This is a genomic window from Lutimaribacter pacificus (genome assembly GCF_900142185.1).
Lineage (GTDB): Bacteria > Pseudomonadota > Alphaproteobacteria > Rhodobacterales > Rhodobacteraceae > Lutimaribacter > Lutimaribacter pacificus.
Genome location: NZ_FQZZ01000002.1, coordinates 145,216 through 172,207, shown reverse-complemented (window position 1 = coordinate 172,207; position 26,992 = coordinate 145,216). Strand labels below are relative to the sequence as shown.

The following is a 26,992-nucleotide window of genomic DNA, read 5'->3' as shown; positions in this document are numbered from 1 at the left end:
TGACGGGGTTTCAGATCAAAACGAAATCACCCGTCGTTTTATTCCCCGGTAAGATTAGTTTTCTTCAGCGTGCCGTCGGGAATAAAATCCGCTCACCTGCGTTTTGATTGCAACCAGGCAGGAAATCGCGGATTCGAACAAGAGGACGGAACAGGTGACGGCACCGGAAAAACAGCAGATCGTCGAATTGCTGCCGCGGCTGCGCGCCTTTGCCCGGTCGCTGGCCCCCAGTTGGGATCAGGCCGACGACCTGGTGCAGCAGACCGTGGAAAAGGGGTTGGCGAACCTGTCCGGTTTCACGCCGGGCACGCGGCTGGACAGCTGGCTGTTCCGCATCATGCGGAACGCCTGGATCGACCAGCACCGCGCTGCCCGCCCCGTGGTGGCGATAGACGAGGTCGAACTGACCCAGCCGCTGATCGGCGAGGATGGCCGCCAGGTCACCGAGGCGCGGCTGGAACTGGCCCGCGTCCGCGCCGCGATGGACCGGCTGCCCGCGGAATACCGGGGCGTCCTGATGCTCGTCTGCGTCGAGGGGATGCGCTACCGCGAGGTGGCCGAGGCGCTGGAGCTGCCCGTGGGCACTGTCATGAGCCGGCTGTCACGCGCACGCAGCGCACTGGCGCAAGAGCTTGAAATCGCACCGCAACAGGCGCGCAACAAAGGAGAGGCGCGATGACCGATTTTGAAACCGAAGGGGTAAGTGACGACATGCTGATGGCCCTTGCCGATGGCGAGCTGGAGCAGGCGCAGGCCGAGGCCCTGCGCGCCCGGATCGAAAGCGACCCCTCGCTTGCCGCGCGATACGCGGTGTTCACCGACACTGCCGCGGCCCTGCGCGCGGCTTTTGCGCAGCCCGAAATCCCCGCGCACCTGGTCGACGCGGTGGAACGGGCCGGTGAAAGTACCCCGTCCGGCGATGCCGTGGTGGTGCCGTTCCGGCGGCGCACATTTGCCTGGCCCGCGGCGCTGGCCGCCTCGCTGGCCATCGGGCTGGGGCTGGGCTGGGTTCTGAACGGCAGCGCGCCGCATCCCCTGCCGGGATTGCAGGACGCCGCGCAGGCGGTATCGGCGCTGCCGACCGGCGGGGCGCGTCAGGTGGCCGGGCTGGGCAATCTCCGCGTGCTGGGCAGTTTCGAAACCGGGCGCGGCCTGTGCCGCCTGATCGCGTTGCAGCCCGACAGCGGCAATCCCAGCCGCATCGTCGCCTGCCGCGCAGACGGGGGGTGGGACATCGCGCTCAGCGTTTCGGACGGTGCCGGGGGCGATTACGCACCGGCCTCCTCGACCGGGACCGAGATGCTCGACCTCTTTCTCGATTCCATCGGGGCGGGCCCGGCACTTGCGCCGGAGGCCGAGGCCGAACACCTGAACTGACCCGGCAGGGGTACATCTGCGCAACCCATCCGCCGATATCCCGTCACTTGCGGAAAAAACACCACTTCTGGGGTCTTGATTGCCGCGCCCTACACTGGGTAGTGTCCGCTGCGTAAGGTATGGGGGATATTGCCGATGGTTTCGCGTCGCGCCGTTCTGGGCGGTATGGTTGCAGGTCTGACATTTCCGCGCGCGGGCATCGCGCATGGCGGGGGATACAGCGTCCCGCCGGAATACGAGCCGAAGATCGTTGAAATGGACCAATATTTCGCGGCGGGCGAAATCCATGTCGATCCGAATTTCTATGCGCTCTACCTGATGCTGCCGGATTACAAGGCGTGGCGCTATACCGTGGCCGTGTCGGAACCCAACCTGTGGGAGCCGGGCACATACACCCTCAAATGGAAGGCCGAATGGCCGCGCTGGCGCCCGACCAACGCGATGATCCGGCGCAACCCCGCGAAATACGGGCAATACCGCAACGGGATGCCGGGCGGGCCGAACAACCCGCTGGGCGCGCGGGCGCTGTACCTGTTCGACGGCGACCGCGACACCTATCTGCGCATCCACGGCACCACCCAGCCCTGGACGATCGGCACCGCCAGTTCCAACGGCTGCGCGCGGATGGTGAACGACCACGTGATCCACCTTTATGACCGCGCCGCAAGGGGCGCGAGGGTGGTGCTGCACCCGCGCTGGGACCAGATCGCCTGACCGGCGTCAGATAATCTCGTCCTCGTCCCACAGGGGCTGGGCCTCCATATGCGCCTCCATCCCTTCCAGCGCGGCCTCGGCATGGGCCGGGCGCGGAGTCTGGGCGATGTGGAACAGCGCGTCGCCCTCGTTGACCACGGGCATGTTGGTGCGGCCCACGACGATCCCCGCCGTGTCGGCCAGAACCTCAACCTCGGCCACGCCGAACGGATCGGCGATGGCGCCCAGCACGTCGCCCTGATCCACCAGGTCACCGACACCCCGCCACGCGCGGAACAGCCCCCCGGCCCCGGCCCTGACCCAGCCGGAGTGGTCGCACAGCACCGGCCGCGCACGCCCCCTCGGCACACCGCGCGCGCCGATCATGCCCTGCTGCTGCATCACCCGCAGGATGCCCGCCACGCCCGTCCGCGCGGCCAGTTCGTCAAACCGCAGCCCCTCGCCCGCCTCGTATAGCAGCACGTCCACGCCCATATCCTCGGCCGCCATGCGCAATGATCCGTCGCGCAGTTTCGAGGTCATCATGACCGGCGCGCCGAACGCCTCGCCCATCTGCAGCAGGCGCTTGTTGCCAGCGGTCAGGCGGATCTGCGGCAGGTTGTTGCGCTGGATCGCGGCCGAATGCAGGTCGATCCCGAAATTCGCACGGGCCACCACCTCGGTCAGGAAGATATGCGCCAGCCGCGCCCCCAGCGAGCCTGAGGGCGAGCCGGGAAAACAGCGGTTCAGATCGCGCCGGTCCGGCAGATAGCGGGAATGGTTCAGGAAGCCGAAGGTGTTGACGATCGGCACCGCCATCAGCGTGCCGGCCAGCGCATTGACCGGCTTGGCCCGCAACAGGCGGCGCACGATATCCACGCCGATCACCTCGTCGCCGTGAATCGCGGCGCTGACGAACATCACCGGGCCGGGGCGGCGGCCATGCACCACCTGCACCGACAGGCTGACCGGGGTGTGATCGGAAAACGACGATACCGGCACCTCGATCACCCGGCGGGTGCCGGCGGCCACCTCCTGCCCGGCCAGAACGAAGGGGGCGGGCCGTGCCGTCATCCCTTGCCCTTGGTCCGGGTGGCGCCGTCGCGGGCATTCTTGCCGATGAAGTCGATGATCATGCCGGCGATGTCCTTGCCGGTGGCCTTTTCCACGCCCTCCAGCCCGGGCGAGCTGTTGACCTCCATCACCACCGGCCCGTGGTTCGAGCGCAGCATGTCCACGCCGCAGACGTTCAGCCCCATCGACTTGGCCGCGCGCACCGCGGTCGAGCGTTCCTCGGGCGTGATCTTGACCGACTTGGCCGAGCCGCCCCGGTGCAGGTTCGACCGGAACTCGCCCTCGGCCCCGGTGCGCTGCATCGCCGCCACGACCTTGCCGCCGATGACGAAGGCGCGGATATCGGTGCCGCCGGCCTCTTTGATGAACTCCTGCACAAGGATGTTCACGCCCGCGCCGCGAAACGCCTCGATCACCGATTTGGCGGATCGCGCGGTGTCGGCCAGCACCACGCCGATACCCTGCGTGCCCTCAAGCAGCTTGATCACCACCGGCGTGCCCCCGGCCAGCGACATGACCTCTTCGGCTTTTTTCGGATCGTGGGCGAAGGTGGTGACCGGCAGCCCGATCCCGTCCCGCGCCAGCAACTGCATCGAGCGCAGCTTGTCACGGCTTCGCCCGATCGCCACGGACTCGTTCAGCGGATAGGTGCCCTGCATCTCGAACTGGCGCAGAACGGCCAGCCCGTAAAAGGTGATCGAGGCGCCGATCCGTGGAATCACCGCATCGTATTTCGGCAGTTTCGACCCGTCGTAATAGATTTCGGGCCGGCGCGAGGCGATGTTCATCGAACAGCGCAGCGTGTTGATCATCTCCAGCTCGTGACCACGCTCTTCCGCGGCCTCGACGAGGCGGCGGTGGGAATAAAGACGCGGGTTGCGCGTCAGCATCGCTATCTTCATGGCAGGGCCTCCTTCCGGTCCTGTTCGTGTCTTTTGCCCGACGCTGCCGGGCCCGGCTCACCCGCAAGAAACGACCGGCCCGCATCCACCAGGATGCGCCGGCGCCTTATGGCGGTGCGGCCCAGGATGATCGGCATGGTCATGTTGGCGCGGTCGGCCAGCGTGACCTCGATATGCCAGTGGCGGTTTCCCAGGACCAAAAGCGTTTCGATCACCATGCGGTCCTGCGGAGCGCCGCTGGTGTTCTTGACCGCGCGTTCCCCCAGCAGCGGCGCCTCGACATCGCGGGCACGTAACCCGCTGGCATGGGGAATGTGGAACCGCACCCAATCCTGCCCGTCCTTTTCGAACGGGCGGATATGGGTCGCATGGAGGGCCGAGCTGCGCGCGCCGGTGTCGATCTTGGCCTGAACCAGCGGGATACCCAGTTCGGGCAGGGCGATCCTTTCCCGCCAGCCGATGATCATGGGTGGTTTCTTCACGCCTGTGCGCGGTGACGTCATGCGCGCCTCTCCTGTCGCGGCAACGGTGCCCAGCCTGCCACAGCCGCGCGTCCGGGGTAAGACCCGATTTCCGCACAAAAGAAAAGGGGCCCCGTGCAGGGGCCCCCTGTCCTCTTTTGCGATACCGCCGGGCCGTATCAGGCGTCGTGCCTTGTCGTGCGCAGATAGGGCAGCTTGACGTCGATTTCGCCGAACTTCTCGCGTGCCTGATCGTCGTTCAGCGTCAGCGCCACGATCACGTCCTCGCCCGCGGTCCAGTTCGCGCCGGTGGCAATCGGGTTGCCATATGTCGCCTGCAGCGCGTCCAGCGCGCGCACGACCTCGGCAAAGTTGCGGCCGACCGACATCGGGTAGGTCATGATCAGCTGCACCTTCTTGTCCGGGCTGATGATGAAGACCGAACGCACAGAGGCCGAATCGGCGGCGGTGCGCCCATCGGGCAGGTAGGCATCGGCCGGCAGCATGTCGAACGCCTTGGAAACGGCCAGGTCCTTGTCGGCGATGATCGGAAATGTCGCCTTGGCGCCGGCATAGCCCTCGATATCCGATTTCCACTTCACATGCTCGTCCACACCGTCCACCGACAGGCCGATCACCTTGGTGTTGCGCTTTGCCCATTCATCGGCCAGTTGCGCCACGGCGCCGAACTCGGTCGTGCAGACCGGTGTGAAATCCTTGGGGTGCGAGAACAGGATCGCCCAGTCGTCGCCGATCCAGTCGTGAAAGGTGATCTCGCCCTGGTCGGTCGCGGCGGTGAAATCGGGAACGATATCGTTGATTCTCAAGCCCATTTTACAATCCTTTCAAAAGGGTCAGGTGTGTATGACAGTTTTAGATACATTCTAAACTCAAGATTACCAGACGTGCCGGCATGCCGATTGGCACAGAGCGGCGGGATGTCGCAAAGACCGGCCGGAATCCGCACAGGGAAAATTTGATCAAATCACTGTCACGCGGCTTGTCCTGCCCGCGCGACGGTGACAGAGTGTTGCCAAATCGCCGGTCCGATGGGCGGCGATCCCCTGATTTGCGGAGGTTCCGACATGATCGAAAAACGCCAGTTCTACATTAACGGTGAATGGGTCGACCCGAAAGAGGGCCGCGACCATCACGTCATCAACCCCACCACCGAAGAGCCCTGCGCCGTCATCTCGCTGGGCGGTAAGGCCGATACCGATGCCGCCGTTGCGGCGGCCAGGGCGGCGCTTCCCGGCTGGATGGCGACACCCGTCGCCGAGCGTCTCGCTCTGATCGGGAAGCTGGCCGAAATCTACAAGGCCCGCGCCGAGGACATGGCACAGGCCATCAGCCTTGAAATGGGCGCGCCGATCGACATGGCCCGGACCCAGCAATGGGGCGCGGGTTACAGCCATATCAAGAACTTCCTGAAGGCCGCCGAAGGGTTCGAATTCATCCGGCCGCTGGGCGATCACGCCCCCAACGACCGCATCGTGCGCGAGGCGGTGGGCGTCTGCGCGCTGATCACGCCGTGGAACTGGCCGATGAACCAGATCACGCTCAAGGTGATCGCCGCCGCCATCGCCGGCTGCACGATGGTCCTGAAACCGTCCGAGGAAAGCCCGCTCGACGCGCTGCTTTTCGCCGAGATGATGCACGAGGCCGGTTTCCCCAAGGGCGTGTTCAACCTGGTGAACGGCGACGGTGCCGGGGTCGGCAGCCAGCTTTCCGGCCACAAGGACGTGGATATGGTCAGCTTTACCGGCTCGACCCGCGCCGGCATCGCGATCTCCAAGAACGCGGCCGACACGCTGAAACGCGTGCACCTGGAACTGGGTGGCAAGGGCGCCAACATCGTCTTTGCCGATGCCGACGACAAGGCGGTCAAGCGCGGCGTGCTGCACATGATGAACAACACCGGCCAAAGCTGTAACGCCCCCAGCCGGATGCTTGTGCAGAAGGGTGTTTACGACAAGGCCGTGGAAACCGCGGCCGAGGTCGCGAACAGCGTCACGGTCGGCCCCGCCAGCGAAGAGGGCCGGCATATCGGCCCGGTGGTGAACGAGGCCCAGTGGAACAAGATCCAGGGCCTGATCGAAAAGGGCATCGAGGAAGGCGCGCGCCTTGTCGCCGGCGGCCCCGGTCGCCCCGAAGGGTTCAACAAGGGATTCTTCGTGCGGCCCACGGTCTTTGCCGATGTCACCAACGACATGACCATCGCGCGCGAGGAAATTTTTGGCCCGGTGCTGTCGATCATCCCCTTCGAGACCGAGGAAGAGGCGGTGCAGATCGCCAATGACACGGTTTACGGGCTGACCAACTATGTCCAGACGCAGGACGGATCGCGGGCCAACCGGCTGGCGCTGCAACTGCGCTCGGGCATGGTGGAAATGAACGGCAATTCGCGCGGCGCCGGTGCGCCCTTCGGCGGCATGAAACAGTCGGGCAACGGCCGCGAAGGCGGGGTCTGGGGCATCGAGGATTTCCTTGAGGTCAAGGCCGTCTCGGGCTGGGACGCCGCCTGATCAGGGTTCGAAAGGGGCGCTTCGGCGCCCCTTTTTCGTGACCCTCGCCGTTGGGGCGGACAGGTTTCGTTTCGGGACAGCGTAGCGCCATCCAGCCAGCCAGCACTCCAAACTGAGCGCGACAGAGGGCATCACAGGGCCGCGGCCGTGCGATGCCCGGGCCGCTGCGCGGCTGTTCCGGGCATTTCGCCATCTTCCTTTCAGAACGGCGCCCCGGCCCGGAACGCCATGCCCTTGCCGCCATCGGGGTGGCGCAGGCGCAGTTCCTCGGAATGCAGCATCAGGCGCGGGTGATCGTCGCGCGCCGCGCCCGTAGCATAGAACGGATCGCCCAGGATCGGGTGGCCCAGCGCCAGCATATGCACCCGCAACTGGTGGCTGCGCCCGGTCCTCGGCATCAGCCGCACCCGCGTTTCGCCCTCGCCATAGCGGGTCACGCGCCAGTCGGTCACGGCGGGCTTTCCGGTCTCGTGGCAGACCATCTGCCGGGGCCGGTTCGGCCAGTCCACGATCAGCGGCAGGTCGACCGTGCCCTTGCGCGGCTCCAGCCGCCCGGCCACGCGGGCGACATAGGTTTTCTTTACCTGCCGCTTTTCGAATTGCAGCCCAAGGTGCCGCTGCGCATGGGGCGTCAGCGCGAACACCATCACGCCCGAGGTATCGCGATCCAGCCGGTGCACCAGCAGCGCCTGCGGAAACGCCACCTGCACGCGCGACAGCAGGCAATCGGACAGGTGCTCGCCCTTGCCCGGCACCGACAACAGGCCCGCGGGCTTGTTCACCACGAGGATCTCCATATCCTCGTGCAGCACGTCCAGCGGCGTGTCGGGGGGGCTGTAGGCGTCGCTCATGCGCGCGTGTTTAGCGCCATGCGCGCCGGGCGTCCATGCGCTCAGCCACCCACCCGGCGGGCGATGTAATAGCCATAGCTGACGAAATCGGCGTTGCGTTCGTAAAGGCCGATTTCGCCCTGCTCGGCCGCGACGATGGCCCTTGCCGCGTCGGACTGGCCGTTGCGCGCAAGGAAATCGTCGAACCGCGCCTGCATCGGGCGATAGTAATTGTCCAGCCAGCAGTCGCGCCCCAGCGGGAAATACCCGATGGGCGAAAACCCGTTGCGTTCCAGCTGCGCCATCTTTTCCGCCGCCGTGGCAACCTGCGGGTATTCGCGCATCCAGTGGTCGGTCAGTTCCGCGGGCCGCTCGGCGGTCAGCCATGTCAGTTCCGACACCGCCAGTATGCCGCCCGGTTTCAGGAACCGCCGCCATGCCTGCACGCCCGCCTCGAACCCGATGTTATAGATCGCGCCCTCGGACCAGATCGCATCGAAACCCTGCTCGTCGAAGGGCAGCGCCTCCATCGACACCGCCAGCGGTTCGATCCGGCCGGCCAGCCCGGCCTTGTCCAACCGTTGCGCCAGCACGTCCAGAAACGCGGGCAGGACATCGACCGCCGTGACATGGGCATCCAGCTCCCGCGCCAGAACACGGGTCGCCGCCCCGGTGCCGCAGCCGATATCGGCGATGCGCAACCCCGCCCTGCCGCGCAGCCCCGACAGGGTAACGGCCAGCCGCGTGGACTCGTCGCTGCCCGGCCCCTGGCGGGCGCCGTCGCGGTGCAGGTCGATCAGCAGGGAAAGGTCGTCCATGATGCGGCCCCGGGCTCCGGTTTGGCAAAGCGCATATTGGGCCGGGGCCGGTCCGTCAATCGGCCACGAAAAAACCGCGCCGGGCTGCGGCGCGGTTTCAGGGGTCACGTTCGCCCGGCCTTACGCCGCCAGATCGGCCATGATCCGGCTCAGGTGATAATCGGTATCGCCCAGTTGCGCGTCCAGCATCACCAGCCGCTTGGCGTAATGCGAGACCGGGTATTCCCATGTCATCGCGATACCGCCATGCATCTGGATCGCCTCTTCGGCCACCAGCCGCGCGGCGCGGCCGATCATGTTCTTCGCCATCGAGGCAAAGCGCGCCGCGTCCGGGCCATCCAGTTCCGCCGCTGCCTTGATGGTGATCGAACGCGCCTGCTCGATCTCGGTCAGCATGTCGACCGCGCGGTGTTGCAGCACCTGGAACTTGCCGATCGGAACGCCGAACTGCTTGCGCTGTTTCAGGTAATCGACCGTGGTGGCGTGGGTCACGTCCATCGCGCCCACCGCCTCGGCACACAGCGCGACGATCCCCGCGTTGATCGCATCCTGAACGATCGCGCCGGCATCCGCGGCCAGCAGCTTGCCCGGCGTGCCGTCCAGCAACAGCTCTGCCGCGCCGCCGCCATCCATCATCGGATAGCCGACCACTTCGGCATCGCCGGCCTGCACCGCGAACAGCGCGGGCGCGCCGTCCAGCATCGCCGCGACGATAAAGACATCGGCCACCTGCCCGCCATAGACACTGGTCTTGCGGCCCGACAGGGCGTGCCCATCGCCCGACGCGCTGGCGGTGCAGGCCATTTCGGACAGGTCGTAAGGCGCGTCGACCTCGGCCAGCGCGACGGCGTATTTCGTGGCACCCGACAGCAGCGCCTCCTGGTCCGTCCCCAGTTTCGTCAGGATGCGCGCGGCCATCGCCGCGCCCAGCACCGGCTCGGGGCAAAGCGCGCGGCCCAGCGCCTCGAACACCACCGAGATATCGAAGCCGCCGCCGCCAAAGCCTCCGGCCTCTTCGGGCGCCAGCGCGAACAGCGCGCCCAGTTCCGCGATCTCGTCCCATTTCTCGGGGTCGTGGCACGGCAGGTCATAGGCCACCCTGTTGCGATGCTCGACCGGGTACTTGTCGCCAAGATACCGGTTCAGGCTGTCCGACAGCATCCGCCGGTCTTCCGTCAGGTTGAAATCCATCTCTTACAGCTCCAATGCGGCCTTGCTCAGGATATTGCGCTGAATCTCGTTCGACCCCCCGAAGATCGAGGTCTTGCGATTGTTGAAATAGCGCGCGGCGTTGTGTTCCGTCCCGTCGGGGCCGAACATGATGTTGCCCTCGGCAAGGTAGCCGGGGAAGGGCGCGGCCACCGGCCCCAGCGCCCGGCGGGCCAGGTCCTTCAGCTCCTGGTGGATCACCGTGCCCTTGATCTTCAGGATCGAGGTTTCCGGCCCCGGCGCGCCCATTTCCTGCGCGCGGAACAGCATCCGCAGGTTGGTGATCTTCATCGCCTCAAGGTCCACCTCGGCCTGCGCGATGCGCGCGGCGAACAGCGGGTCGTCGATCAGGCGCTTGCCGCCGCGTTTGACCTTGCGGGCCAGCGCCTTGACCTCTTCGAGGCTCTGCATCGAGAAACCGACACCGGCAATCCCCGTGCGCTCATGCGTCAGCAGGTATTTCGCGATGGTCCAGCCCTTGTTTTCCTCGCCCACAAGGTTGCCATAGGGCACGCGCACATCGGTAAAGAATACCTCGTTCACCTCGTGCCCACCCTCGATCAGCTTGATCGGGCGCATTTCGATGCCGGGCGTGTCCAGATCGACAAGGATGAAAGAGATACCTTCCTGCTGCTTGGCGTCCGGGTCGGTGCGGCACAGGCAAAAGATCTTGTTGGCGTGCTGGCCCAGCGTGGTCCAGGTTTTCTGCCCGTTGATCACCCATTCGTCGCCATCGCGCACGGCACGGGTTTTCAGGCTGGCAAGGTCGCTGCCCGCCCCCGGCTCGGAATAGCCCTGGCACCACCAGTCGGTGCCGTCCAGGATACGCGGCAGGATTTCGGCCTTCTGTTCCTCGGTCCCGAACCTGATCAGCACCGGGCCCAGCATGCTCAGCCCGAAGGGCACGATGCGCGGCGCATAGGCGCGGCAGCATTCTTCCTCGAAGATGTGCTTTTGCACCGGCGTCCAGCCCGGCCCGCCATATTCCTTGGGCCAGATCGTCGCCAGCCACCCCTTGCGCTGAAGGATGGCGTGCCATTCCTCCATCATCTCCTTGGTCAGCTCACCGCCACGGCGCACTGCGTCGGAAATCCGCTCCGGCAGGTTGTCGGCCAGATAGCTGCGCACCTCGTCGCGGAAGGCCAGTTCTTCCTTGGTAAAGCTCAGGTCCATGATCGGCTCCTCAGTTCAGATCGGCGAATTTGCCGCCATCCTGTGCCATCTTCTTCAGGATGGGCGGCACCTGCCAGTAATGGGGGTCTTCCTTGGCATAGGTTTCGATCCGGGCGACCAGTTCGCCGGCCCCGATCGTGTCGGCATAATGCAGCGGCCCGCCACGGAACCGCGGGAACCCGTAGCCGAACAGGAACACCATATCGACATCCACCGGCCGCTTGGCGGTGCCGTCGCCGACCACGCGGGCGGCCTCGGAAATCATCGCGGTCATGTAGCGGTCGACGATCTCCTGATCGGTGAAATCGCGCGGGCTAATGCCCTTGTCGCTGCGCACATCGTCGATGATCTTTGCCACCTCGGGGTTCGGCACCGGGGCGCCGCTATCATACAGGTAATAGCCCTTGCCGGTCTTGCGCCCGAACCAGCCGTTTTCGCAGATACGGTCGGCCACGTCGCCGGCGTAACGCTCGTCCGGGTCGCGGGTGGCGGCCTTGCGCTTGCGCGTCATCCAGCCGATATCCAGCCCCGCCAGGTCGCCCACCTTGTGCGGGCCCATCGCGAAACCGAACCCTTCCAGCGCGTCGTCCACCTGTTGCGGGCTGGCGCCGTCCAGCACAAGATAGCTGGCGGTCTTGCCGTAATGCGCAAGGATGCGGTTGCCGATGAACCCGTCGCAGACCTGCGCCAGCACGCCGACCTTCTTCAGCTTTTTCGCCAGCGCAAAGCCGGTGGCCAGAACGTCGGCGGCGGTCTTTTCGCCCTGGACGATTTCCAGCAGCCGCATCACATGGGCAGGCGAAAAGAAATGCAGCCCCAGCACGTCCTGTGGGCGGGCGGTGCAGGCGGCGATCTCGTTCACATCCAGGTACGAGGTGTTCGAGGCCAGAATGGCCCCGTCCCTGCAGATCGCGTCCAGTTTGGTGAAGATCTCCTTCTTCACGTCCATCTGTTCGAACACCGCCTCGATCACCAGGTCGACATCGGCCAGCGCCTCCATCTCCAGCGAAGGGCTCAGCATCCCCAGCACAGCGTCACGCTTGTCGGCGGGCAGCTTGCCACGGCTTACCGCGCCGTCGATATTCTTGGTGATGGTGGCCACACCCCGGTCCAGCCCGTCCTGCGCCACCTCGACCAGCGTCACCGGGATACCGGCCAGCAGGCACGAGGTTGCGATACCCGAGCCCATCGTGCCGCCGCCGATCACGCCGACCCTGTCCAGCGGGCGGGTGTCGCCCTTGGCCTCGGGGATGTTCGATACCGCGCGCTCGCCGAAAAACGCGTGGATCATGCCCGCGCGCTGCGGCGTGTCCATGCTGTCTATGAACGCCTGCCGCTCGACCTTCAGCCCCTCGGCGCGCGGCAGGTATGAGGCGCGGACCGCCTCGACGATCTTGTGGGGCGAGAACAGGTGCGCCTGCTTTTTCTTCAGCATCGCGGCGGTGTCGTCCAGCGCGGCATCGTCCTTCGGGGTGTCCAGATCGCAGGTGCGGCGCGTGGCCAGCGTGCCGTTCAGCACGTCCTGCGCGGCCTTCAGCGCCACCTCGCGCGGATCGCCGGTTTCCAGCCGGTCGATCAGGCCCTTTTCCAGCGCCTCTTTCGCGCCGACCATCCGCCCCGACAGCGCCATGTCCAGCGCCATCGGGATACCCGCAAGGCGCGGCACGCGCTGCGTGCCACCGGCACCGGGCAGAAGCCCGAGATTGATCTCGGGCAGACCCACGCGCAGCCCCTCGATGCCCACGCGGGCATGGGTCGCAAGGCCCAGTTCGAACCCGCCGCCCAGCGCCGTGCCATGCATGACCGCTATTACAGGGATTTCGCTGTCCTCGATCACGTTGAACACATCGGGCAGCGCGGGCGGTTGCGGCGGCTTGCCGAACTCGCGGATATCGGCGCCGGCGACAAAGGTGCGCCCGGCGGCATGGATCGCGATGACCCCGGCGGTGCCTTCGGCGTTCAGCCGCTCGATTGCTTGCTGCAAGCCCTCGCGCACCTGCTGGCCGGTGGCGTTCACCGGCGGGTTGTCGATGCAGACAAGGGCGATATCGCCCTGACGTTCAATGGAAACAAGATCGTTGACCTGATGGATATCGGCCATGCGCTCCCCCCGTGATCGTTTCAGCCCGGGCCGCTTTTGCGGCCCTCGTTCAGGGCAAAAACCTAAAGCGGGGGATGTGGCGCGTCAACTGGCGGAAAATCGTTTCGCATTGCGAAAAACGTGACGTCATGCACCCTGCCGAACGCTGCGGAACAGCGACGACAGCAGGAACAGCACCGCCGCCACGCAAACGATGCTCGGCCCGGCGGGTGTGTCGAGATCCAGCGAAACCCACAGCCCGCCCAGCACCGATACCACGGCCACCGCCGCCGCCGCCATCGCCATCTGTTCGGGCGTGCGCGCAAAGGGGCGCGCGACCGCCGCCGGAATCAGCAGCATCGCCGCGATCAGCAGAACGCCCACCACCTTGATCGCCACCGCGACGACCAGTGCCAGCGCCAGCGTCAGGATCAGCTGCTCGCGCCGCGGATCAAGCCCGCCGGCATAGGCCAGGTCGGGGTTCAGCGTCGCGGTCAGCAGCGCCTGCCAGCGCCAGGTCAACAGCCCCACGACCAGCGCCGCACCGGCCCAGATCACGCCCAGGTCGGCCCGGCCGACCGCCAGGATGTCGCCGAACAGATAGGCCATCAGGTCGATCCGCACATCGGTCAGGAACGACACCGCCACCAGCCCGAAGGCCAGCGCCGAATGCGCCAGCACGCCCAGCAGCGTATCCATCGAATAACCCCGCCCGCTCAGCGTGCTGACGGTCAGTGCCATCGCCAGCGCCACCGCGACCGCACCGCCGAACACCGGAATGTCCAGCGCCAGCGCCATCGCCACGCCCAGTATCGCGGCATGCGCGGTGGCATCGCCGAAATAGGCCATCCGCCGCCAGACCACGAAACAGCCCATCGGCGCGGCGGCCAGCGCCACGCCGACCCCGGCCAGCGCGGCCCGGATCAGGAAATCGTCCAGCAGGCTCATGCCTCTTCCTCGTGGCGGTGGTGGGCGTGGTCGCAATCGGCATCGTGGCTGTGGTTGTGATCGTGACGATACAGCGCCAGCGCGCCCTGCGTGCCGGTGCCGAACAGCGCGCGGTATTCCGGCGCGCTGGCCACGATCTCGGGCGTGCCCTGGCAGCAGACATGCCCGTTCAGGCAGATCACCCTGTCGCTGGCCGCCATCACCACGTGCAATTCGTGGCTGACCATCACCACCGCGCAGCCCAGATCCTGCCGCAACTCTTCGATCAGGCGATAGAACGCGGCCGAGCCCGGCTGGTCCAGCCCCTGCGTCGCCTCGTCCAGGATCAGCAGGTCGGGCGCCTCCAGCAGCGCACGCGCCAGCAGAACGCGCTGGAACTGCCCGCCCGACAGGTCGACCATCTGCCGGCCCTCAAGGTGCGGCACCGCCACGCGCTCCAGCGCACGCGCCACATCCGCCTGCGGGCGGCGTTTCGGCAGCGACAGGAATCGCGCCACCGTCATCGGCAGCGTGGGGTCGATATGCAGCTTTTGCGGCACGTATCCGATGCGCAGCCCCGGCGCGCGGGTGATCCGCCCCGAGCTTAGCGGCTGCGCGCCGATCAGCGCCCGCAGGAAGGTGGATTTGCCCGACCCGTTGGGCCCGACCACGGTCACGATCTCACCCCTTTCGATGGCGAAATCGACATGCGACAGCACCTCGTGCCCGCCCAGCCGGACACCCAGGTCTTCCGCCGCGATCAGGCTCATGCCGCGACCTCGCGGCATTTCGGGCACAGGCCCTGCGCCTCGATCACCGCGCGTTCGATGGTAAAGCCCGCCTCGCGCGCGGCGCGGCCCAGCGCGCCCTGCATCGGCTGCGCGGTGGCCTCTTCCACGGCGCCGCATTCACGGCAGATCAGGAAGGCCGGCACATGATCCGCACCGGGATGGGTGCAGGCGGTATAGGCGTTCAGCTGCTCGATCTTGTGGACGAACCCGTGACTCACAAGGAAATCGAGCGCGCGATAGACGACAGGCGGCTGCGATCCGAACCCCTCGGCATCCAGGTCCGACAGGATGTCATAGGCCCCCAGCGCACGGTGCTTTTCCAGAAGGATCTCCAGCACGCGGCGGCGCACCGGGGTGAATTGCAGCTTGTTCGCGGCGCAATAGGCATCGGCCGCCGACAGGGCATCGGCGATGCAGGCGTTGTGATCGTGGGCATGAAAGGCGGTGTTGGTCATGGCGGAGCGAGAGTAAGGCAGGCGACGGCGAAACGCAATATTATAACATTTCGCTTGCGATGTTATAGTATCACATGTATCTGATCCCGCGTATTCCACAGAACCGAGGTTTGCCCATGCTCCGCCCAGCCCTGACCGCCCTCTTGCTGACCACCACCGCCGCGCTGGCCGAGGTGCCCCGCGTCGCCACCGACATCGCGCCGGTGCATTCGCTTGTCGCTCAGGTGATGGGCGAGCTTGGCGAACCCGCTCTGCTGGTGCGGCCCGGCGCCTCGCCGCACGGCTATTCCCTGCGCCCGTCCGAGGCGCGCGCGCTGGATCAGGCCGACCTTGTGGTGATGGTGGGCGAAGGGCTGACGCCCTGGCTGATGCAGCCGGTGGAAACGCTGGCCGGGCAGGCACATGTCCTGCACCTGCTGGACGCGCCGGGCACCACCTTGCTGGAAAAACGTGACGGCGCGACATTCGAACGCCACGACCATGCCCATGACGACGACGGGCACGACGATCATGCACATGACGATCACGACGATCACGATCATGACGACGATCATGCCGGGCACGACCACGCCGAAGACGGGCATGATGACCACGACCACGGATCGCAGGACAGCCACGCCTGGCTCGACCCGCGCAACGGTGCGGCTTGGCTGGATGCGATCGCCGCCGAGCTGGCGGAACTCGACCCCGACAACGCCGCCACCTATCGCGCCAATGCCGATGCCGGAAAGGCACAGCTTGCCACCCTCGAATCCGAGATCGCCGCCACCCTGCCCGAAACCTCCGCCGGTTTCATCGTGTTCCACGATGCCTATCAATATTTCGAAAACCGCTTCGGGCTGGCCGCCGCCGGTTCGATCAGCCTGTCGGACGCCACCGCGCCCAGCGCCGGGCGGATCGCCGAACTGCGCGACAAGATCGGCGAGCTGAACGTCACCTGCATCTTCACCGAACCGCAATTCGATCCCGGCATCATCGCCGCGCTGGGCACCGACGGGCTGTCCACCGCCACGCTCGACCCGCTGGGCACCGCCGCCGCCGATCCGGGCGCCGGTCTCTATCCCCGGACCCTGCGCGCGATGGGCACGGCCTTTGCCGAATGCCTGGGCGGGAACGGCTGACAATCCGCTTGCCATGACGGGCAGTCTGCGCTTCCCTGCCTCCGAACGACGCAGGGAGGGCAGGCCATGAAAGCACTGGTGATGGAGCGGTATGACAGCGCGCTTTCGCTGGAAACCGTGGCCGATCCCGCCTGCCCGCCTGACGGGGTGGTGGTGCAGGTCATGGCTTGCGGCGTCTGTCGCTCGGACCACCATGCATGGAAGGGCGCCGACCCGGACGTGGTGCTGCCGCATGTGATGGGCCACGAATTCGCCGGCATCGTCCAGGAGGTCGGCCGCGACGTGCGCGGCTTTCGCACCGGCGACCGGGTGACCGCCCCCTTCATCCTGGCCTGCGGGCATTGCCCCGACTGCCGTACCGGCGATCCCACCACCTGCAACCACCAGCAGGTGATCGGCTTTACCGGCTGGGGCGCCTTCGCCGAACGGCTGGCCGTGCCGCGCGCCGATTTCAACCTCGTGCACCTGCCCGAAACCATGGGTTTTGACGAGGCCGCCGGCATGGGCTGCCGCGTGACCACCGCCTTTCGCGCGGTGGCCGACCGGGGCGACCTGCGCCCCGGCGAGTGGCTGGCGGTGCATGGCTGCGGCGGCGTGGGGCTGTCGGCGGTGATGGTGGGCGCGGCGCTGGGGGCGCGGGTGCTGGCGGTCGATGTCAAGGACGACGCGCTGGACATGGCCCGCCAGCTTGGCGCAACCGCGGTGCTGAACGTGTCGGGCATCGGCGATGTGGGCGCGGCGGTGCGCGACGCAACCGATGGCGGCGCGCATGTCTCGGTCGAGGCGCTGGGCGTGACCGCCACCTTCGAAAACTCGGTCCGCTCGCTGCGCAAGCTGGGCCGCCACGTCCAGATCGGTATGCCGCTGGGCCCGCACGAAACCGTCAGCCTGCCGCTGCTGGAGCTGGTCTATTCCCGCCAGATCAGCATCGCGGGCTCGCGCGGCATGGCGGCGCGGCGCTTCGATGCGCTGTTCGGGATGATCGCGGGCGGGCGGCTGGATATCTCGCGGCTGGTGACGGGCCGCATCGCGCTGGGTCAGGCCGAAACGGCACTGCGCGCGATGGATGGCTTTCAGGGCGCGGGCGTGACCGTGATCACCGATTTCACGCGTTAGGCGGGCTCAAGGCCCGCCATACGAGGTAAATACTGGGAAAATACGGTGAGAGGCTGGACAACGACCCAAGCGGGGCTCGTTACGGCTGCTTCCTTCCGGACCTGACCGGGTTGGCGAGGCGCCTGCCCGCGCCAACCTCTCACCGCCCGATATAGGGCGGGCAAAGCGGATTCGCAACCCGGCCCGCGCTCAGAACCGCAGCACGAACCGCGCGAACCCGTCCTCGCCCATGCCCGCGGGGCGCAGGTCGATGCCCTTGGGCGGCACCGCGCCCGGCGCGGTGCGCAGCAAGGCCTCGACCCCCGGCAAGGCGGCAAAGCGCCAGACCGCCGCCGCGCCCGCCGGCACGGTATGCCCCGCGCGCAAGTAATCCGTCAGGATGCCGGGGATCGCCTCGTCCACCTCCAGCACGGTCCCGGCACCGGACAGCGCCGCGAAACCGCCCCCGCCCCCGGCACGATAGCTGTTGGTCAGCACCCAGAACTCCATGCCGGGATCGAGCGGCGCACCGTTCCACGAAACCCCGGTCACGCGCGCCGCGCGCGGGTCCAGCAGGCGGCCCGCCGGATCGAACCGCGCCGGGCGGCCCGGGTCGATCGCATAACGCAGCCCGTGCAGCACGTCGAAATCGTAGCTTGGGAAATCGTCGCGCAGCAACGGCTGTCTAGGGCGGCGCGGCTCCAGCCGGTGAAACTGCGCCGCCGCCTGCTCCAGCCAGTCGAGGATCTGCGCCCCGCTCACCGCCACCACGCGCAGGGTGTTGGGAAACGGATAGATCGCGGCGATGTCCTTGACCCGCACCGGCCCGGCAGGCAGCCCGGTATAGTTCCCCGGCCCGCCCGTGCCGCCGCAGCGGAACGGCGCGGCCGCGCTCAGGATCGGCGGATGCGCCCGCCCGGCCAGCAGGTCGCGCGCGCGCCACAACTGCGCGGCCGCCACCAGCGCGGTCACGCGGCAGGGCGCCACCTGCGAAAAATGCGTCGTCACGCCGGTCTCGACCCGGCCGACCTCGCGCCGCATCCGGTCCAGCGTGGCGCGGTGGGCGGGCGTGGCCAGCCGCACCAGCGCGGGCGCGTCCGCCACCTGCGGCACCTGTGCCCCCTTCACCCGTTCCGCGATCGGGCGCAGCACGGTCCGGTGACCCGCCACGCGCCAGCCACCCGCCCCCCGCACAAGGTCAAGGTCGATCACCGCAAGATGGCTGCCCCAGCAGCCCGGCATTGCCGCCGGCTTGCCCCAGAGCGTCCCCGCCCGCGCATCCACCCCGGCGCGCCCCCGGTAATACGGGCCGGGAAACAGCCGGTGCTTATGCGCGCACAGCACCGCGTCGATATCGTCGAGCCGCGCCAGCGCCAGCCCGGCATTCTCGGCCCCCGGATCGTCGCTGCCATCGCCAAGGCCGGAATGGTTCAGCACGATCACCAGATCGGCCCCGGCCGCGCGCAGCCCTGCCGCCCCGGCCCGCGCCGCCCCGACCATGCCGCGCACCTGCACCCGCCCCGACAGGTGCGCCGCGTCCCATTGCATCACCTGCGGCGGCAGCACCGACAGCAGCCCGATCCTAAGCTCATGCACCCGCCCGGTATCGTCGGTGACCCGCCGATGCAGCATCAGCCCCGACCGCGCGGCAAGAGGCACGCCGCCCCGCACCGGCGACAGGTTGCTGCACAGCACCGGAAACCGCGCCTGCGACAGCGCCTCGGACAGCGGGCCAAGCCCGAAATTGAATTCATGATTGCCCAGCGCCACCGCCGCGTAATCCAGCGCGTTCATCGCCCGGATCACCGGATTGGGGTCGCGCGGCGCGGGGGCGGCCACCCAGTCGTCGGCCAGCATGTCGCCGAACAGGAAATCGCCGCAATCCACCAGCAGGCTGTTGGCGGCCTCTTCCCGCGCCGCCGCGATCAGCGCCGCCGTGCGCACCAGCCCCACGCCCGGCTGCGGCCGGTCGCCCGCGTAATCATAGGCCATCAGGTGCCCGTGCAGATCGCTTGTCTGCAGCACCCGCAACGCCACACGTGCCGCCGCGCCGCCCGGCTTTTCCAGATCGTCCGACATCCCGCCCGATGCTTTCCCCCGCCACGCAGCGGCCAGCCCCGGAACAGGGCGGCGCTTTCGCAGCCATTTACAACCATTGGTAGATCGCTTTCCCGCCCCCTGCAAGATCGGGACGCGACGGGCGGGTTTTCTTTCCGCGCGGGCGCTGGCAATGTCGCGCCACCCGGCACAGGCGACAGGAACACGACCATGCGTATCGCGGAAACGGTGACCTTCGGCGGCTCGGCGCTGGATCGCGCGGCCGAACTGCGCGGCGACAGCGCGGCGCTCGCCTCACTGGCGCAGGCCCCGGAAAGCCGCGCCATCGCGCTCTGGCGGGGCAAGCCGCTGATGGCCGACACAGCCCCCGACGAAACCGGCCGGCCCGGCGCGGCGCTGGTGCGCCTGCCGATGGATCACCCGATCCGGGCCGAGGCGGCGGGCACGCCCCCGATCCTGCTGGGGCGCGAGGGCGGCGCGGCCGTCTTTGCCCATGACCTTTCGGCCTGGGCCCCCGGCGCGGTGGACGATGCCGCGCTCAACAGCTTTCTCGACCGCAGCGAACAGCACCACCCGTCCCTGCCCGAAACCCACAGGTTCCGCGAATTGCGCGCCGTCATGGCCGGGCTGTCCCCGCGCGACGCCGAACTGGCCGCCACCGCGCGGGCGCTGTTCCTGTGGCACCGCAGCCACCGCTTCTGTGCGCGCTGCGGGGCGGAAAACACCGTCAGCCAGGCCGGCTGGCAGGCCGATTGCCCGTCTTGCGGCGCGCATCATTTCCCGCGCACCGACCCGGTGGTCATCATGCTGATCACCCACGGCAATTCGGTGCTGCTGGGCCGCAGCCACGGCTGGCCCGAGGGGATGTATTCGCTGCTGGCGGGTTTCGTCGAACCCGGCGAAACGGTCGAGGCCGCAGTGCGCCGCGAGGTCTGGGAAGAGGCCGGCGTGCGCGTCGGGCCGGTCTCCTACCTTGCCAGCCAGCCCTGGCCGTTTCCCGCATCGCTGATGCTGGGCTGCCATGGCGAAGCGACCAGCCACGAGATCACGATCGACCCCGTCGAGATCGAAGAGGCGCTCTGGGTGACCCGCGAAGAGATGCTTGCCGTGATGGCCCGGCAACACCCCCGCATCCTGCCCCCGCGACATGGTGCCATAGCCGGGTTTTTGTTGCGCAACTGGCTTGCGGACCGGCTGGATTGACACGACAAGTGCCCATCGGCGAAACACGGGTGCAGGGATCGCCCATAGTGCCCATAGTAAGGTAACGAGCAGAACCATGAAATTTGCCACCAGGGAAGATATCGCCGCGCCGATCGACGCGGTGTTCCAGATGCTCTCGGATTTCGACGGGTTCGAACGCGCCGCCATGCGCCGCGGCGCCGAGGTGCAGCGCACCGACACGCTGCGCGAACCCGGCGAAGGCATGAGCTGGAACGCACGCTTCATGCTGCGCGGGCGCGAACGCGAGGTGGCCGTGACGCTCGGCACCTACGACCCGCCCAACCAGATGGCGTTCACCGGCGGGTCACAGGGGCTCGAGGCCGGGATGGTGATCGACCTCGTGGCCCTGTCCCGGCAGCGCACACGGATGAGCGTGTCGCTGAAACTGTCGCCGAAAACCCTGTCGGCACGGCTGCTGGTGCAATCGCTGAAACTGGCCCGCAGCAACCTGAACCGCAAGTTCCACCTGCGCGTCGCCGACTACGCCAAGGATATCGAGGATCGATATACCCGGATGGCGTGACGGGGTACCGGCCTCAGTGCTGCCCGGTCGTCACCGAATGGGCCGATCCCCCGGCCGCCAGGAACAGGGGCAGGCTGGCTTCCCAGTCGGGAACACGGCGGATTGCCTCTTCGAGGGCGCGCTCCAGGTCCCTGATCCGCCCGTCGGCATGATCGACATAATCGGTCAGTGCCTTCAGCGCCTTCAGAAGCGACTTCTGCCGCTCATTCGCGCGTTCGCCGGCAGCGCCCGGCTTGGGAATGGCAACGCCGCGTTTCTTCTGCGCATTTATCCATTCGGCAATGGCGGCCTCGACATTCCGAACTGCGTCCTCGCGGGTTTCGCCGTCCGACATACACCCCTGAAGATCCGGCGCGATGCCAAGGTATCCACCGCCATCTTCGTCGGAAAGCGGAACGACGACGACAAGATATTCATCCATTGCCTTGCTCCTCCACTTTCAGCCTGTGCGCTTTCGCATAGCTGACAAACTGCTTGATGTATATGGGCTTGATCGGCCTGTGAGCGGGGATCGTCAACATGCCCTCAAGGTAGTCGCTGTACACTTTGTAGTGACTTCCGCTCGACGGTGGATCGCAGAACAGGCCAAACCGGCGGCACACGGATTTTATGTCGTTTATCTTCCAGTCGCGCGGATTTGCTGCCATGCGCGCAAAGGTTTTCTCCGCTTTTCCCAATGCTTGCCCCTTTTGGCAAACACAACTCAAAATAGATTAAGTTAAGATTAACGACGGCCGGCAGGCCCCCTCACCCGAAACTGCCCTGGCAGAACCAGCCCGCGCTCAGCGCCGCGCCGTGGGCAAAGAACAGCCACAGCCGCGCGCCCCTGTCCGTGGTGACCACCCAGTAATCCCGCGTGCCCGACCGCCATTCCGGGTCGTCCAGCCACCATTCCGGCGCGATGCGCTCGGGCCCGCGCGCATGGGCCACGCGGAAATCCTGCCGCCGCCAGCGAAAGCTGCCGGGCAGGTGCGGCCGGTCGGGGGCCTGCACCGGCTCGGGCCGCCACATCAGCAGCGGGCGCGGCGCGGGCGGTTCCGGCCAGGGCCCGTCATGCGGGGCCGACCAGGCGGCGGCCAGCACCTGCGCGCCCTTTTCCGGGATATGGCTTTCGCCGGGATGGCGGCGGGTGATCGCCTCCAGCCCGATCCGCGCGCCCATCCGCCCGATCAGGTCGTCCAGCGCATTTGCCTGCTCCATCCGCCCGCGCGCGGCCAGCGCCGCCCCGGCATGGCCGGTATGGGCGGTGGCATGGACGGGTTCGGCCTGCACCGCCTCAAGCCGCAGCATGTCGATGCCGAACCCGGCATCCAGTTCGCCCAGCTTCATCGCCAGCAGCGGGCGGATGCGTTCGGGCTCCTGCGCGGGGCGGGCCAGCCCGACGCTTAACGCCGCCATCGTGCCATCGGCGCGATACGCCTGCAGCCGCACGGCGCGCGCGCCCAGCCCGCGGTCACGCAGCATGGCGCACAGCCGCGGGACCAGCCGGTCCAGCGCGGCCAGCACATCGGCCTCCAGCCCGATCGGCTCGGGCAGGGTCAGCCGCGTGGCCAGTGCCGTGTCCTGGCGCACGGGACCGATCGGCTCGGGCTCGGCGCCCAGCGCCTGGTCCAGCCGCCGCACCAGCCCGACACCAAAACGCCGGGCCAGCGCGGCGCGCGGCTGCCCCGCCAGGTCGCCGATCCGCCGCAGGCCCAGCCGGCCCAGCTTTTCCACCATCTCGGGCTCCAGCCGCAAAGCCGCCACCGGCAGCGGTTCCAGCGCGCTGCGGGTCTGGCCGGGGGCGGCGATGCGGTGGCCGGGCGCCCGCGCCGCGCCCTGCACCGGCGCCGCGCCGCCGCGTTCCCAGGTCCGGCGCCTGACGGCACGGGCGCGGGTGGCGCGCGCCTCCTGGTCGATGGCGTCGCCGCTGCGGTTGTGGCTCACCGCGCCGCCGGCGAACCGCGCCAGCGCCCAGGCCGCGCCGGGGGTGTCGGCGATGCCGCACCGCACGCTCAGCCCGTGGCGCGCGCAATCGTCCCCGATCCGCGCGATCAGCGCCTCTTCGCCGCCGAACAGATGCGCGCAGCCGGTGATGTCCAGCATCAGCGCATCCGCCCCCTGCAGGGCCACCCAGGGCGAAAACCGCGTGGCCCAGCGGCGCAGCGTCGTCAGGAACGCCGCCTCGGCCTGCAGGTTCTGCAACCGTGTCATCAGGTCGGGGCACATCGCCATCGCGTCGCGCATCGGCTGGCCCACCCGCAGCCCCGCCCGGCTGCCCGCCTCGTTCAGCGAGGCGATCACCTGCATCTGCCCGGTATCGCGCAGCACGGCAAAGGGCACCGACCCGTCCGGCACGCGCAACACGCGCAACAGACGTTCGGCGCCCAGACGCGGAAACCACAGGGACAGCACACGTTTGCCGGGCATGGGGCACCCCGCTTTGTTCACGATATGTTCCTGATAGGACGCTGCGCGAGTCGAGTCCAGCCCCGCCACCGGCACACGGGTATCACTCGTGGGTATCCGCCGCCCAGGCGCTGTCCCAATGGCCCACCTCCAGATCGCTGCCGCGGATGAAGATGCCCAGATCGCCAAGATCGCCCCACATCCAGCCCATCAGGTCGCTGGTCGGCAGCAGCAACAGCGGCACCGCGCCGGTATCCACATACCCCTCGAAGAACGAGCCCTCGGGCCGCCCGCCCATATAGCCGCTTTCGAACCCGGCATCCGACAGCCACAGCCGTTCGTAATAGGCGCGCTGCGCCTCGGGCAGCGCCCCGGGGTCGGCGCAATAGATCTGCCGCGCGCGCATCTCGGCCAGCGGCAGGTACTGGCGCATCACCGTGCTCGATCCGATCACCGGCGCGGCCACCACCCTGCGGCCATCGTCGTCCCAGATCTCGACCTTGCGCTTCACCCGGCGCAGCCCCTCGACCACCAGTTCGGCGGCTTCGTCGTTGAACCGGGCGCGGGCACGGGCGCGTTCGACCCCGCCGATCAGCCGCGCCACGTTGCGCGCGGCGGCCTCGCTGCTGTGCAACAATTCGCCGGCCTCGTCCTCGCCCTTGACCTGGCGGTCCCGGTAAACCCCGGCCCAGCGGCTGAGATCCTCGGCCGCGCTGTGCAGCAGCAGCAGCGCCGTCACCCAGTCGAACGGGTAGCGCCCGTTGCACATGCTGAAATCACGATAGCACTCCTGCCGCGGCAGGTTCCTGCTGTTCATCTTGCGCTCGATCCCGCTTTCGGCGGGCAGTTCGGCGATCGGTTCCACCACCACGGGCCAGCGGGGCATCTGCCCGTAATCCGGCCATATCCCCTGCGGCAGCGCCGCCGGCCAGTTCAGCCCGCGCGGATAGTTCAGCACGCCCGGCGGGTTGCGATTTTCCAGCGCGCCGTCCACATGGCGCACGCACAGTTCCGACAGGCGGTCCTGCGCCAGGAAGAACACCAGCCAGCCGGTGCGCGGCCCCGCGCCGCCCCACAGCTCTGCCGGCAATTCGCTGCAATCTATCTGCGCCAGGAACAGCGCCGGCCTGTCGCCGATGACCGGCCAGGGCATTTCCGGCGGCAGGCAGGGCAGGCCGCCGATCCAGCTGCCCGACACGTCCTGCCCCGGCAGCGGCATCACCGGGCGCAGCCGCACCGGCCCGTCATGCGGCGAAACCGCCGGCCCCTCGCGCAGCGTCGCGGTTTCGTGCCATTCCAGGAATTCGCGCCGCACCTGTTCGTCCCAGGCCGCCTCGCTCGCGGCCATCGGGTCGGCATCGGCCAGTTCGGGGTTTTTTTCCTCGCGGACAACGGCCTTTTTCAGCTTGTCCAGAAATCCGAGCATAGCTGCATCCTTCTGCCGGTGAGGCCCCGATTTTCCCGCCGGAATGTGGTGAATTTGCGGCCCTGCGCTGAAAATCCCGCGTCATCCGGCGGCCCCGTTCCACGCTTGAATTACCGGCACGATTGCAGCAGGGTTCGCAGGATCGCAATCCGCGGAGGAACAGGAAAATGCGCACCAAAGCCGCCGTGGCCCTCGAGGCCGGAAAACCGTTGGAAATCATGGAGGTGAACCTCGAAGGCCCGAAAGCCGGCGAGGTGCTGGTCGAGATCCGGGCCACCGGCATCTGCCATACCGACGAATTCACCCTGTCGGGCGCCGACCCCGAAGGCATCTTTCCCTCGATCCTCGGCCACGAAGGCGCGGGCGTCGTGCTCGAGGTGGGCGAAGGCGTCACCACGCTGAAACCCGGCGATCACGTGATCCCGCTCTACACCCCGGAATGCCGCGAATGCCCGTCCTGCCTGTCGGGCAAGACCAACCTCTGCACCGCGATCCGCAACACGCAAGGGCAGGGCCTGATGCCCGACGGCACCACCCGGTTTTCCATGCTGGATGGCACGCCGATCTATCACTACATGGGCTGCTCGACCTTCGCCAACCACACCGTGATGCCCGAAATCGCGCTGGCCAGGGTGCGCGAGGACGCGCCCTTCGACAAGATCTGCTATATCGGCTGCGGCGTCACCACCGGCATCGGCGCGGTGATCAATACCGCGGGGGTCGAGATCGGCAGCACCGCTGCCGTGTTCGGCCTTGGCGGGATCGGGCTGAACGTGATCCAGGGCCTGCGCATGGCGGGGGCCGACATGATCATCGGCGTCGACCTGAACGACGACAAGGCCGAGATGGCAAAGAAATTCGGCATGACCCATTTCGTCAACCCCTCCAGGGTCGACAACACGGTGCAGGCCATCGTCGATCTGACGAAAACCGAGCGTGACCAGATCGGCGGCGTGGATTACTCCTTCGACGCCACCGGCAACGTCAAGGTGATGCGCGACGCGCTGGAATGTTCGCATCGCGGCTGGGGCGTGTCGGTCATCATCGGCGTGGCGCCGGCAGGGGCCGAGATCAGCACCCGTCCCTTCCAGCTTGTCACCGGGCGCACGTGGAAAGGCACGGCCTTCGGCGGCGCAAAGGGCCGCACCGACGTGCCGAAATTCGTCGACTGGTACGTGGACGGGAAGATCGAGATCGACTCCATGATCACCCACACCATGCCGCTGGAAAAGATCAACGACGCCTTCGACCTGATGCACAAGGGCGAATCCATCCGCTCGGTCGTGATCTACTGACCCGGCACGACAGGGGTGGGCAGACCTGCCCACCCTGCAAGGGCCCGCACCGATGACCCTGACGATCCGCCCCGCCACGCGCGCCGACGACGATGCCGTCTGGACGATGCTCGAACCGGTGTTCCGCGCCGGCGACACCTATGCCATCGACCCCGATATCCCGCGCGACGATGCGCTGGCCTACTGGTTCGGCCCCGAACGCCGCGTGTTCCTGGCCCAGGACGGGGGCGAAGCCCTTGGCACCTATTACATGGTGCGCAACCAGAAGGGCGGCGGCAGCCATGTCTGCAATTGCGGCTATATCACCGCACCCGCCGCGCGCGGCCGTGGCGTGGCCCGCGCGATGCTGGCCCATTCGCTCGACGCCGCGCCGGGTTTCGGCTTTCGCGCCATGCAGTTCAACTTTGTCGTGTCGACCAACAGCCGCGCCATCGCCACCTGGGAAGGTGCCGGGTTCGACATCGTCGGCCGCCTGCCCGGCGCCTTCCGCCACCCGCAGCAGGGCTATGTCGATGCGCTCGTCATGTTCCGGCCGCTGGTCTAAGGT

27 protein-coding genes and 1 other RNA gene are annotated in these 26,992 nt (G+C 67.5%); 10 read left to right on the top strand and 18 right to left on the bottom strand.

Going from position 1 to position 26,992, the window contains the following annotated elements; all coding sequences use genetic code 11:
* Positions 1–154 precede the first annotated feature (154 nt).
* The 3 genes from F3H87_RS06865 (at position 155) to F3H87_RS06855 (ending at position 2,091) form a co-directional block, all read left to right on the top strand.
* Positions 155–679 carry an RNA polymerase sigma factor gene (locus F3H87_RS06865; RefSeq protein ID WP_149787847.1) on the top strand — a complete coding sequence of 175 codons (525 nt, stop codon included), beginning with the start codon at positions 155–157 and terminating at the stop codon, positions 677–679.
* A complete protein-coding gene (locus F3H87_RS06860) occupies positions 676–1,377 on the top strand; it encodes an anti-sigma factor family protein (RefSeq protein WP_149787846.1) in 702 nt (233 codons plus the stop codon). Before F3H87_RS06865 ends, F3H87_RS06860 begins: the two co-directional genes overlap by 4 nt.
* A gap of 135 nt (positions 1,378–1,512) precedes the next feature.
* Positions 1,513–2,091 (top strand): L,D-transpeptidase, encoded by a 579-nt coding sequence (locus F3H87_RS06855; protein WP_149787845.1) that lies wholly within the window; start codon positions 1,513–1,515, stop codon positions 2,089–2,091.
* Between the two features lie 6 nt (positions 2,092–2,097).
* Here F3H87_RS06855 and F3H87_RS06850 read toward each other — a convergent pair whose 3' ends face one another.
* From F3H87_RS06850 to F3H87_RS06835, 4 genes are all read right to left on the bottom strand, one after another.
* Positions 2,098–3,144 (bottom strand): succinylglutamate desuccinylase/aspartoacylase family protein, encoded by a 1,047-nt coding sequence (locus F3H87_RS06850; RefSeq protein WP_149787844.1) that lies wholly within the window; start codon positions 3,142–3,144, stop codon positions 2,098–2,100.
* A complete protein-coding gene (gene rimK, locus F3H87_RS06845) occupies positions 3,141–4,046 on the bottom strand; it encodes a 30S ribosomal protein S6--L-glutamate ligase (RefSeq protein ID WP_149787843.1) in 906 nt (301 codons plus the stop codon). The genes F3H87_RS06850 and rimK overlap by 4 nt, the downstream gene beginning before the upstream one ends.
* A complete protein-coding gene (locus F3H87_RS06840; protein WP_149787842.1) occupies positions 4,043–4,549 on the bottom strand; it encodes an ATP-dependent zinc protease family protein in 507 nt (168 codons plus the stop codon). The genes rimK and F3H87_RS06840 overlap by 4 nt, the downstream gene beginning before the upstream one ends.
* 137 nt (positions 4,550–4,686) lie before the next feature.
* Positions 4,687–5,340, bottom strand: a complete 654-nt coding sequence (locus tag F3H87_RS06835) for a peroxiredoxin (protein WP_149787841.1) — start codon at positions 5,338–5,340, stop codon at positions 4,687–4,689.
* Positions 5,341–5,592: 252 nt separating this feature from the next.
* Between F3H87_RS06835 and F3H87_RS06830 the strand changes: the two genes are divergently transcribed.
* On the top strand, positions 5,593–7,032 hold the full coding sequence (locus tag F3H87_RS06830; RefSeq protein ID WP_149787840.1) for an aldehyde dehydrogenase family protein: 1,440 nt from the start codon (positions 5,593–5,595) through the stop codon (positions 7,030–7,032).
* Between the two features lie 200 nt (positions 7,033–7,232).
* Here F3H87_RS06830 and F3H87_RS06825 read toward each other — a convergent pair whose 3' ends face one another.
* The 8 genes from F3H87_RS06825 to F3H87_RS06790 form a co-directional block, all read right to left on the bottom strand.
* Positions 7,233–7,883: an RluA family pseudouridine synthase gene (locus F3H87_RS06825; protein WP_149787839.1), complete on the bottom strand. Its 651-nt coding sequence runs from the start codon at positions 7,881–7,883 to the stop codon at positions 7,233–7,235.
* Positions 7,884–7,924: 41 nt separating this feature from the next.
* Complete coding sequence (locus tag F3H87_RS06820) at positions 7,925–8,680, bottom strand: class I SAM-dependent methyltransferase (protein WP_149787838.1); 756 nt, start codon at positions 8,678–8,680, stop codon at positions 7,925–7,927.
* 120 nt (positions 8,681–8,800) lie between these two features.
* On the bottom strand, positions 8,801–9,871 hold the full coding sequence (locus F3H87_RS06815; RefSeq protein ID WP_149787837.1) for an acyl-CoA dehydrogenase family protein: 1,071 nt from the start codon (positions 9,869–9,871) through the stop codon (positions 8,801–8,803).
* A gap of 3 nt (positions 9,872–9,874) precedes the next feature.
* Complete coding sequence (locus F3H87_RS06810) at positions 9,875–11,062, bottom strand: acyl-CoA dehydrogenase family protein (protein ID WP_149787836.1); 1,188 nt, start codon at positions 11,060–11,062, stop codon at positions 9,875–9,877.
* A 10-nt stretch (positions 11,063–11,072) separates the two neighbouring features.
* Complete coding sequence (locus tag F3H87_RS06805) at positions 11,073–13,163, bottom strand: 3-hydroxyacyl-CoA dehydrogenase NAD-binding domain-containing protein (RefSeq protein ID WP_149787835.1); 2,091 nt, start codon at positions 13,161–13,163, stop codon at positions 11,073–11,075.
* Between the two features lie 126 nt (positions 13,164–13,289).
* The gene (locus F3H87_RS06800) at positions 13,290–14,090 is read right to left on the bottom strand and encodes a metal ABC transporter permease (RefSeq protein ID WP_149787834.1); all 801 of its coding nucleotides are present in this window, start codon (positions 14,088–14,090) and stop codon (positions 13,290–13,292) included.
* On the bottom strand, positions 14,087–14,839 hold the full coding sequence (locus F3H87_RS06795) for an ATP-binding cassette domain-containing protein (RefSeq protein ID WP_149787833.1): 753 nt from the start codon (positions 14,837–14,839) through the stop codon (positions 14,087–14,089). Before F3H87_RS06795 ends, F3H87_RS06800 begins: the two co-directional genes overlap by 4 nt.
* On the bottom strand, positions 14,836–15,315 hold the full coding sequence (locus F3H87_RS06790) for a Fur family transcriptional regulator (RefSeq protein WP_149787832.1): 480 nt from the start codon (positions 15,313–15,315) through the stop codon (positions 14,836–14,838). The genes F3H87_RS06795 and F3H87_RS06790 overlap by 4 nt, the downstream gene beginning before the upstream one ends.
* A gap of 116 nt (positions 15,316–15,431) precedes the next feature.
* Between F3H87_RS06790 and F3H87_RS06785 the strand changes: the two genes are divergently transcribed.
* A complete protein-coding gene (locus tag F3H87_RS06785) occupies positions 15,432–16,436 on the top strand; it encodes a zinc ABC transporter substrate-binding protein (RefSeq protein WP_149787831.1) in 1,005 nt (334 codons plus the stop codon).
* 66 nt (positions 16,437–16,502) lie between these two features.
* The gene (locus F3H87_RS06780) at positions 16,503–17,552 is read left to right on the top strand and encodes a zinc-dependent alcohol dehydrogenase family protein (protein ID WP_149787830.1); all 1,050 of its coding nucleotides are present in this window, start codon (positions 16,503–16,505) and stop codon (positions 17,550–17,552) included.
* Positions 17,553–17,596: 44 nt separating this feature from the next.
* On the opposite strand, the gene ffs is transcribed toward F3H87_RS06780, so the two are convergent.
* Both ffs and F3H87_RS06770 read right to left on the bottom strand, forming a co-directional pair.
* Positions 17,597–17,693, bottom strand: an RNA gene (gene ffs, locus F3H87_RS06775) — signal recognition particle sRNA small type.
* A gap of 48 nt (positions 17,694–17,741) precedes the next feature.
* The gene (locus F3H87_RS06770) at positions 17,742–19,610 is read right to left on the bottom strand and encodes a bifunctional 2',3'-cyclic-nucleotide 2'-phosphodiesterase/3'-nucleotidase (RefSeq protein WP_149787829.1); all 1,869 of its coding nucleotides are present in this window, start codon (positions 19,608–19,610) and stop codon (positions 17,742–17,744) included.
* 189 nt (positions 19,611–19,799) lie between these two features.
* Between F3H87_RS06770 and nudC the strand changes: the two genes are divergently transcribed.
* Together nudC and F3H87_RS06760 are read left to right on the top strand one after the other, a co-directional pair.
* On the top strand, positions 19,800–20,792 hold the full coding sequence (gene nudC / locus F3H87_RS06765; protein WP_149787828.1) for an NAD(+) diphosphatase: 993 nt from the start codon (positions 19,800–19,802) through the stop codon (positions 20,790–20,792).
* A gap of 76 nt (positions 20,793–20,868) precedes the next feature.
* Positions 20,869–21,336: an SRPBCC family protein gene (locus tag F3H87_RS06760; RefSeq protein WP_149787827.1), complete on the top strand. Its 468-nt coding sequence runs from the start codon at positions 20,869–20,871 to the stop codon at positions 21,334–21,336.
* A 13-nt stretch (positions 21,337–21,349) separates the two neighbouring features.
* On the opposite strand, the gene F3H87_RS06755 is transcribed toward F3H87_RS06760, so the two are convergent.
* The 4 genes from F3H87_RS06755 to F3H87_RS06740 all read right to left on the bottom strand — a co-directional run bounded on the left by F3H87_RS06755 (position 21,350) and on the right by F3H87_RS06740 (position 25,150).
* On the bottom strand, positions 21,350–21,757 hold the full coding sequence (locus F3H87_RS06755) for a type II toxin-antitoxin system HicB family antitoxin (RefSeq protein WP_149787826.1): 408 nt from the start codon (positions 21,755–21,757) through the stop codon (positions 21,350–21,352).
* Positions 21,750–22,013 (bottom strand): hypothetical protein, encoded by a 264-nt coding sequence (locus F3H87_RS06750; protein WP_223227994.1) that lies wholly within the window; start codon positions 22,011–22,013, stop codon positions 21,750–21,752. The genes F3H87_RS06755 and F3H87_RS06750 overlap by 8 nt, the downstream gene beginning before the upstream one ends.
* 70 nt (positions 22,014–22,083) lie before the next feature.
* Positions 22,084–23,745 (bottom strand): Y-family DNA polymerase, encoded by a 1,662-nt coding sequence (locus tag F3H87_RS06745; protein WP_149787825.1) that lies wholly within the window; start codon positions 23,743–23,745, stop codon positions 22,084–22,086.
* Positions 23,746–23,827: 82 nt separating this feature from the next.
* Positions 23,828–25,150, bottom strand: a complete 1,323-nt coding sequence (locus F3H87_RS06740) for a DUF1963 domain-containing protein (RefSeq protein ID WP_149787824.1) — start codon at positions 25,148–25,150, stop codon at positions 23,828–23,830.
* Positions 25,151–25,317: 167 nt separating this feature from the next.
* Here F3H87_RS06740 and F3H87_RS06735 point away from each other — a divergent pair, with 167 nt between their 5' ends.
* Both F3H87_RS06735 and F3H87_RS06730 read left to right on the top strand, forming a co-directional pair.
* Entirely contained in the window at positions 25,318–26,445 is a 1,128-nt protein-coding gene (locus tag F3H87_RS06735; RefSeq protein ID WP_149787823.1) for an S-(hydroxymethyl)glutathione dehydrogenase/class III alcohol dehydrogenase, read from the top strand.
* A gap of 52 nt (positions 26,446–26,497) precedes the next feature.
* A complete protein-coding gene (locus F3H87_RS06730; protein WP_223227993.1) occupies positions 26,498–26,989 on the top strand; it encodes a GNAT family N-acetyltransferase in 492 nt (163 codons plus the stop codon).
* Positions 26,990–26,992 lie beyond the last annotated feature (3 nt).